Here is an 8,069-nt window from a genome sequence, read left to right as displayed (position 1 = left end):
GGGCCTCCGCCCCGGCCGGCGGCGCGGGCGCCCGTGGGCACGGGGACCCGCGGAGTCCCTGTGCGGGGCTCTGAACGGCATGGCGCGGGCGCCCGCGGGCGCGGGGACCCCTCGGCTCCGGGCCGGGCGCCCGCCGCGTTCCGGCCCCCACCTGGTGTCCGACGGATCCGCCGCGGGCCCCCGGGGTGGCGAGGGCCGTCCCGGGCTGGTGGCATCCTGAATCCATGAACCAGCCACTCACAGTTGAGCAGATCCGGCGGGCGCCGAAGGTGCTCCTCCACGACCACCTCGACGGAGGGTTGCGCCCGGCCACCGTCGTGGAGCTGGCCAGGGAGGCCGGCTACACCGACCTGCCCACCTACGACCCGGCGGAGCTGGGCCGGTGGTTCCGCGACGCCTCCGACTCCGGTTCGCTGGAGCGCTACCTGGAGACCTTCGCGCACACCACCGCGGTCATGCAGTCCCGGGAGGCCCTCGTGCGCGTCGCCGCCGAGGCCGCGGAGGACCTGGCCGCGGACGGCGTCGTCTACGCCGAGCAGCGCTACGCCCCCGAACAGCACCTGGAGGGCGGCCTCACCCTGGAGGAGGTCGTGGAGGCCGTCCAGGAGGGCCTGGAGCTGGGGGAGAAGCGCGCGGCCGAGGCCGGCCGCAGCATCCGCACCGGCCAGCTGGTGACCGCCATGCGGCACGCAGCCCGCTCCTCGGAGATCGCCGAGCTCGCGGTCCGCTACCGCGACGCGGGCGTCTCCGGCTTCGACATCGCGGGCGCCGAGGCGGGCAACCCGCCCACCCGGCACCTCGACGCCTTCGAGTACCTGCGCCGCGAGAACTTCCACTTCACCATCCACGCGGGCGAGGCGTTCGGGCTCCCCTCCATCTGGGAGGCGCTCCAGTGGTGCGGGTGCGACCGCCTCGGACACGGCGTCCGCATCATCGACGACATCGACTCCGGCGGGAACGGCGCCCCGCGGCTGGGCCGCCTCGCCCAGTACGTGCGCGACAAGCGCGTGCCGCTGGAGATGTGCCCCAGCTCCAACGTGCAGACGGGGGCCGCCGAGTCCATCGCCTCGCACCCGATCGGGCTCCTGCACGACCTGCGCTTCCGGGTCACCGTCAACACCGACAACCGCCTCCAGAGCGGCACGTCCCTCTCCGGGGAGTTCGCGAAGCTCTCGGAGGCCTTCGGGTACGGCTGGGACGACATCCAGTGGTTCACGGTCAACGCCATGAAGTCGGCGTTCCTGCCGTTCGACGAACGCCTGGCGCTGATCAACGGCATCATCAAGCCGGGGTTCGCGCAGCTCAAGTGGGCGGCGGCCTGATGGACCGACCCAACCCGACCAGCCACTACTCCACCTTCTCCCGGGCGGCGGCGATCGTGTGGATCGTCATCGCGGTCCTGCTCCTGCTGGACGTGCTCTGGCGCGGGGAGGGGCGCTCGTCCTGGATCGCCGGAGCCCTGCTGGTCGCGAGCATCGCCGCGGTCCACCTGGTGTGGCTGCGCCCGCGGGTGGTCTCCACGGAACGCGGGATGAGGGTCGTCAACCCGCTGCGGGAGACCTTCGTGCCGTGGTCCGCCGTGGTGTGGGTGGACGTCACCGACGTCCTGAGGGTGCACACGCCGGGGCGGATCGTCCGCTCCTGGCCGCTCCGCGAGACCAAGCGGCAGCGGGTCCGGGACAACATGCGCCGGGACGCGGGTTTCCTCGACCCGGGACAGGACGACGAGGACCCCGCGTCGATGCGGCCGGTCGACCTGGCCGCGCGTCAGCTGCGCCAGGACGCCGAGCGGTACAAGGCCCGTCCGCTCAGCGGTCCCGTCAGGGACGCGGGCGAGGCGGGGCCGGCCGCGCTCGGGGCGCAGGACGAGCCGCAGACGATGGTGCCCGTCGAGGTGATCGTGGTCCTCGTGGCGACCGCTGTGCTGCTCGCGGCGGTGTTCCTGCTCGCCTGAGGCGCGCCCGACCGCACCGGACCCGGCCTCCCCGCCCGCAGGGGAGGCCGGGTCCGACGCGTCCCCCCCCAGGGGGGTTGACGCCCACCCGCCTGTTCTGGTTAGGTAAGGCATGCCTAAGGGAGAGGGTTCCGGGCGGGCGGGCTTCGCGCGGATGGCCACCGGCCCGGAACCCCGGTCCGAGGGCGACGCGCGGTTCAACTGAATATCGGGAAGTACAGAAGGGTGTCGGAGTCGCGAGTCCAACGGGATCTGCGGGGATTCCGCGCGACAGAGGACACCGGGGCAAGCACTGCCTCCGGCCGGACCGCGGCCGGTACCGTCCATCCCAAGGCCTCGGGGTGTACGCTCGCCACGCCGGTACCGGGCGGGCCCGGTCGGAGGCGCCCCACCACTTCACGATGCTTCGGACGACCCGCGCGGTCGGGGTCCGCGGGGACCCCGCGACACGGGGTCCGGGCACGGCGTCCCACGCGCGACAGGGCCCGGCACACATGTGCCGGGCCCTTGCGCCGTCCAGGGGCCCCTCAGGAGCGGGCGAGGACCCGGTTCAGGAGCCCGCCCAGCCTCCGCGCCCGCTGGGTGACGACCTCCAGCGCGCGGTCGGACTCGAAGGGGTCGAGCACGGCGCCCACCGCGTCGTTGCTGACGATCGCCAGCCCCAGCACCTCCGCTCCGGACTCCACGGCGGCGATGGCCTCCAGGGCGATCGACCGCCCCACCACGTCCGCGCCGGAACGGCGCAGCGCGTGCAGCTCGGACGGCGTCTGCAGCTGGGGGCCGAGCGTGGCCGCGTACACGCCCTCGGCGAGGGAGGCGTCCACCTCGTGGGCGATCCGGCGCAGCCGTGGGCTGTACGCCTCCGAGAGGTCGACGAAGGAGGGACCGGTCAGCGGGGAGAGCGACGTCAGGTTGATGTGGTCCCGGACCACGACCGGCTGCCCCGGGGCGAAGTCCGTGCGCAGCGAACCGGCCGATCCCGTGAGCACGGCCGTCCCGGCGCCCGCGGCGATCCCGGTGCGCACGGCGTGGACGGTCTCCATCGGGCCGTAGCCCTCGTAGAGGTGGACGCGCCCCATGAACACGACGACCCGCTTGTCGCCCACCCACATGCTGCGGACCCTGGAGGAGTGCCCCTCCGCCCCGGGCACGTGGAAACCGGGCAGCTCGGTCGCGTCGAACTCGATGTCGGGGGAGCCCAGCGTCTCCGCGGCCCCCGCCCAGCCGGACCCGAGCACCACCATCGCGTCGAAGCTGTCGGCCCCGGTCCGGGCGAGCAGGTCCTGGGCCGCGGTCGCGGCCAGCTCCTTCGCTTCCCCTGTGGTCGTCGCCCGCTGCTCTGATTCGCTCACACGACGGATGCTACCCCCGGGTAGCGCAACGGTGGCGGAACGCAACGCCCGCCCGGCGGGCGGGCGGACACGGGGCTCACAGCTCGGTGGGCAGGCACTCGCGGGCCAGCAGGTCGGACACGTACGACCCGGGCGCCCCGGCCTTCTCGGCCGCGGCGGCCAGCTGGCCCAGTTGGATCGCCGAGGGCAGACCGCCCTCGTAGGCGTCGAGCACGTAGGCCCAGGCCGTCACCGTCCCCATGTCGGCCGTCCGGGCGCGGACGGTGACCTTGCGGTACGCGCAGGCGGCGCCCGCGCCCGGGCCGAACCCGTCCCTGCGGTCGGCGCCCTCCCACGAGTCCAAGTGGGGTTCGTCCCATTCCATGAGGTCGTACAGCGCGACGAAGACCCGCTGCCCGGGATCCTCCGCCAGCGTGGCCAGGGCGCCGGAGTCGGCGGGCAGGCCCTCGCCGAAGGTCAGCCGCCAACCCTCCAACCAGCCCGTGGTCAACAGCGGTGAGCGCGGTGCCCGGCGGGCCATCTGCGCGGGGTCGAGATTGGTTCCGTACGCGGCGTAGATGGACACGGGCAACATCGTAGACCCGCTGACCGGGGGTACCTGAGGATTTCGCCAGTTGACATGGCCGACAATAGGAGGAAGCGATGAAAACTGGCGGTGCCCCACCATGCCCGAATATCGCCCGGACCGGGAACGCGCGTGGGGGGTCCGACGTAGAGGGAGTGAGGCAGAGTGACGAAGGTCGTGATCATCGGTGGCGGTCCCGGGGGCTACGAGGCGGCACTGGTCGCAGCGCAGCTCGGTGCGGACGTGACGGTGGTGGAGCGCGACGGCATCGGCGGCTCCTGCGTCCTCACCGACTGCGTGCCCTCCAAGAGCCTCATCGCCACCTCCACCCGCACCACGTACGTGCGTGAGTCCCAGAGCCTGGGCATCCACATCCCGGGCACCGCCACCGCGCCGGTCCGCGTGGACATCGACGAGGTGAACAACCGGATCAAACGCCTGGCCCAGGCGCAGTCCGAGGACACCCGGGCCCGCCTCCACAAGGAGGGCATCGAGGTCGTCACCGGCGAGGCCCGGCTGGTCGACCCCCACATCGTCGCCGTCGGGGACCAGCGCATGCGCGCCGACGTCGTCCTCATCGCGACCGGGGCCCACCCCCGTGAACTCCCCACCGCCGAGCCCGACGGGGAGCGCATCCTCACCTGGCGCCACCTCTACGACCTGGAGGAGCTCCCGGAGAGGCTGATCGTGGTCGGCTCGGGCGTGACCGGCGCGGAGTTCGCGAGCGCCTACCAGTCGCTCGGATCGGACGTCACCCTCGTCTCCTCGCGCGAGCGCGTCATGCCGACCCAGGACGCCGACGCCGCCGAGGTGCTGGAGGAGGTCTTCATGCGCCGCGGCATGACCGTCCTCAGCCAGACCCGGGCCGAGTCGGTCGTGCGCACCGAGAAGGGCGTCCTCGTCACCCTCTCGGACGGCCGCACCGTCGAGGGCAGCCACTGCCTGATGACCGTCGGCATGATCCCCAACACCGAGAACCTCGGGCTGGAGGAGGCCGGGGTCCGCCTGGGCCAGGGCGGGTTCGTCGAGGTCGACCGGGTCTCCCGCACCACGGTCCCCGGCGTGTACGCCGCCGGCGACTGCACCGGCGTGAACATGCTGGCCTCCGTCGCCGCCATGCAGGGACGCATCGCCATGTGGCACGCCCTCGGCGAGGCGGTGTCCCCCCTGAAGCTGTCCACCGTGGCCTCCACGGTGTTCACCCACCCCGAACTCGCCGCGGTGGGGGCGAGCGAGGACGACGTGCGCAGCGGGCGGATCGACGGCCGGTCGGTCACCCTGCCGCTCAACACCAACCCGCGCGCCAAGATGAACGAGGTCACCGACGGCTTCGTGAAGCTGATCTGCCGCCAGCACACCGGCATCGTGCTGGGCGGCGTCATCGTCGGGCCGCGCGCCAGCGAACTCATCCTCGGCGTGTCCATCGCGGTGCAGCAGCGCCTGACGGTGGACGACATCGCGCACACCTTCTCGGTGTACCCGTCGCTGTCGGGCAGCGTGACCGAGGCGGCCCGCTCGCTGATGCTGGCCTCGCCGGAGTAGGGGAGCCGGTCCGCGCCGCCCCGCCGGGGCCGCCGCACGAAGAAGTTTGCGGTGGACCCCGGTTTCTTAACCCTTTTTGACACGAATCGAGTAATGTCTTGACGTGATCTGTCCCAAGTGCCAAAGCACCATGCGAACGTTTGATCGTCAAGGCGTCCACATCGACAGGTGTGACGGCTGCCAGGGCATCTTCCTGGACCGGGGGGAGCTGGAGCGCATCGCCGACGGCGAGCAGCGCCACTACGGCGTCGCACCGCCGCCCGACCCCCACTCCCCGCGCCCCGCCCCGCCACTCGCCCGGCCGCACCGCGGAGCGGGCTACCCCGACTCCCCCGGTGGCTACCGAGGGGGGTACCAGGACTCCCCGCGCGGCTACCGGGACTCGCCCCGCCCCTACCGCGGCCGCCGCAAGGGATTCCTGGAACAACTCTTCGACTAGTACAGCCGAACCATCCATGCACCCGCTGATCTGTACACACTGCGGGGAATGGGACGAGACCCCCGACACCGGCGCGGGGGTCTCCGTGCTGCGCTGCGCCTCCTGCGGGCGCACCCGCCCCTTCCTCCGCATGCCCCTCTACTGCGTCTCCGGCCCGAGCGGCACCGGTAAGTCCACCATCGCCGGACTGCTCCTCGAACGCCTCAGGGACCGCTTCGTCGTGCTCGAACAGGACCTGCTGTGGGTCAGCGGGCTCCGCGACCCCGAGGGCCACCACCGGCACTTCCGCTCCACCTGGCTGCGCACCGCGGCCATGGTGCAGCAGAGCGGGCGCCCCGTCGTGCTGTGCGGAACCGTCGTGCCCCCGGAGTTCGAGCCCCTGCCGGAGCGCGCCCTGTTCACGGACATCCACTACCTGGCGCTGTCCTGCGAACCCGGCGCCCTGGCCGAGCGCCTGCGCGCCCGCCCCGCCTGGCGGGAGTGGGACGAGGAGCGGATCGACGACAACGCCGACTTCGCGGCCTGGGTGGCGGCCGAGGCCGCACGCCTGGACCCGCCGATGACCCTGGTCGACACCACGCACACCGCCCCCGCCGACACCGCGGACGCCGTGTGCCGGTGGATCGAGGGGCTCGCCGAGGCGGAGGCCGCCGCGGGCTGAGCCCCGCAGACGCAGGAGGGCCCCGGGCGTGCGCCCGGGGCCCTCGGTGTCCTACGCGCGGTGCGCGGTGCGGGCGGGGTCAGAAGTCGAAGCCCCCGAAGTCGCCCATGTCGCCGCCACCGCCGAAGTCGCCCATGTCGCCCCCGCCCATGTCGCCCTCGGCCGCGACGTCTCCGCCGCCCATACCCATTCCCATGCCCATGCCCATCATCGACCCCATCATGGAGCCCATCATCATGCCGGTGAACATGCCCATCATCATGTCGGTGCCGAAGTAGCCGCTGGCGTAGGGGGAGTAGGCCGGACCGGCGTCGTAGTACGGCCGGCGCTCGCCGTTGACCTCGACCAGGCGCACGTCGGGCTGGCCGCCGACGCGCACCGCCTCCGCGCAGGCCGCGCACGCGGTGACCTCGCGGGGCGCGCCGCCGGGCGGGGCCCAGGCGACGTCCTCCACGGAGGGTCCGTGCTGCGGGTTGAAGAAGCAGGGGCCGCGCCGCGAGGGAACCGGCTCGCCGTTCATGCGCGCCCGGGTGGAGGCCATGTAGTAGCGGCCGTCCTCCAGGGCGCTGGTGACCATCCGGACCTGCTCGGGCTCCTGGATGGTGTCGAGCAGCGTCTTGGCCTGGTCGTAGGCGTCCATGGCCTGCGAGTAGTCCTCGCGTGTGGCGTCGTCGACCTTGGACACGTCGATCTCCAGCCGGGAGACGTCCTCGCCCAGCCGGACGACGTCCTCGGTCGCCATCTGCTTGATCTCCTGGAGCTGCTTGGCCTTCTCGGCGGCGCGCTTCCTGCGGCTGTTGCGGACGAAGAGGGCGCCCGCCGCCACGACGAGGACGAGGACGCCGAGCAGGACCAGTCCGGAGGTGGCGCCGGCGGCCTCGGCGTCCTCCAGCTGCTGGGCCGCGTCGGGGACGGCGGCCAGGGTGTCGACCTGGTTGCCCTGGCCCTCCTGGACGGCGATCTCCCGGATGCCCGCGGTGTCCTCGATGTTCGGGGAGAGGACCACGAAGTCCTGGCTGCCGGCGAACACGGCGTAGACGCCGTCGCCGACGTCCTCCATGACCGGGTTCATGAGGGCGTCGAGGCCGGTCTGGGAGGCGACCGCGTCCGAGGGGAGGATCACGTAGTAGACGGGGATCTCCGAGTCGGCGGAGGCCGTCTCCAGGGCGCCCTCCTCGGCGGAGGGGATCGCGTCGATGCTCGGGTCGATGAAGACGCCGTCGCCCTCGAGCTCCTCGACGACGGCCTGGGTCTCTGGTAGCTCCGGCCGCGCGTCGGCCGAGGCGGGCACCACCGAGGTGCTCACCACCGCCGCCGTGAAACCGGCGGTCAGCACTGCGGGTGTTACCAAGCGGCGCAACATGTCGTTCCTCTCGCCTTACCTCACTGACTCGGACGAACGACGGTCCCCGACAGTTCCCGCTGTGCCCGTTCTCACCTGAGCCGTTCACACCAGACTACGCCCGCCCCGGAACTTGACGGGGCCCGCCCCGGAACGCGACGGGGCCCGCCGGGATCCGGCGGGCCCCGTCGACAGGGGGTGCGGGTGTCAGCCC

The 8,069-nt window shown here is 72.6% G+C and carries 8 protein-coding genes; 5 read left to right on the top strand and 3 right to left on the bottom strand.

Features of this window, described 5'->3' with window-relative positions; translation table 11 throughout:
• The first annotated feature begins 224 nt into the window (after positions 1 to 224).
• Both ACWGL3_RS29130 and ACWGL3_RS29125 read left to right on the top strand, forming a co-directional pair.
• Positions 225 to 1,322 (top strand): adenosine deaminase, encoded by a 1,098-nt coding sequence (locus tag ACWGL3_RS29130; RefSeq protein ID WP_267948146.1) that lies wholly within the window; start codon positions 225 to 227, stop codon positions 1,320 to 1,322.
• Positions 1,322 to 1,954, top strand: coding sequence for a PH domain-containing protein (locus ACWGL3_RS29125; RefSeq protein ID WP_267948147.1), 633 nt, complete (start codon positions 1,322 to 1,324; stop codon positions 1,952 to 1,954). The genes ACWGL3_RS29130 and ACWGL3_RS29125 overlap by 1 nt, the downstream gene beginning before the upstream one ends.
• Before the next feature lie 527 nt (positions 1,955 to 2,481).
• Here the strand turns inward: ACWGL3_RS29125 and ACWGL3_RS29120 are convergent.
• Positions 2,482 to 3,306: a purine-nucleoside phosphorylase gene (locus ACWGL3_RS29120; RefSeq protein WP_267948148.1), complete on the bottom strand. Its 825-nt coding sequence runs from the start codon at positions 3,304 to 3,306 to the stop codon at positions 2,482 to 2,484.
• A gap of 76 nt (positions 3,307 to 3,382) precedes the next feature.
• The gene (locus ACWGL3_RS29115; protein ID WP_431061480.1) at positions 3,383 to 3,880 is read right to left on the bottom strand and encodes a gamma-glutamylcyclotransferase family protein; all 498 of its coding nucleotides are present in this window, start codon (positions 3,878 to 3,880) and stop codon (positions 3,383 to 3,385) included.
• A gap of 156 nt (positions 3,881 to 4,036) precedes the next feature.
• Between ACWGL3_RS29115 and ACWGL3_RS29110 the strand changes: the two genes are divergently transcribed.
• The 3 genes from ACWGL3_RS29110 (at position 4,037) to ACWGL3_RS29100 (ending at position 6,513) form a co-directional block, all read left to right on the top strand.
• Entirely contained in the window at positions 4,037 to 5,413 is a 1,377-nt protein-coding gene (locus ACWGL3_RS29110) for an NAD(P)H-quinone dehydrogenase (protein WP_267948150.1), read from the top strand.
• 103 nt (positions 5,414 to 5,516) lie between these two features.
• Complete coding sequence (locus ACWGL3_RS29105) at positions 5,517 to 5,852, top strand: TFIIB-type zinc ribbon-containing protein (protein WP_267948151.1); 336 nt, start codon at positions 5,517 to 5,519, stop codon at positions 5,850 to 5,852.
• A gap of 16 nt (positions 5,853 to 5,868) precedes the next feature.
• A complete protein-coding gene (locus ACWGL3_RS29100) occupies positions 5,869 to 6,513 on the top strand; it encodes an AAA family ATPase (RefSeq protein WP_267948152.1) in 645 nt (214 codons plus the stop codon).
• A 79-nt stretch (positions 6,514 to 6,592) separates the two neighbouring features.
• Here ACWGL3_RS29100 and ACWGL3_RS29095 read toward each other — a convergent pair whose 3' ends face one another.
• Positions 6,593 to 7,849, bottom strand: a complete 1,257-nt coding sequence (locus tag ACWGL3_RS29095) for a chemotaxis protein CheA (RefSeq protein ID WP_267950248.1) — start codon at positions 7,847 to 7,849, stop codon at positions 6,593 to 6,595.
• Positions 7,850 to 8,069 lie beyond the last annotated feature (220 nt).

Source organism: Nocardiopsis sp. NPDC055824 (assembly GCF_053616335.1).
This window is presented reverse-complemented; position numbering and strand designations above follow the sequence as displayed.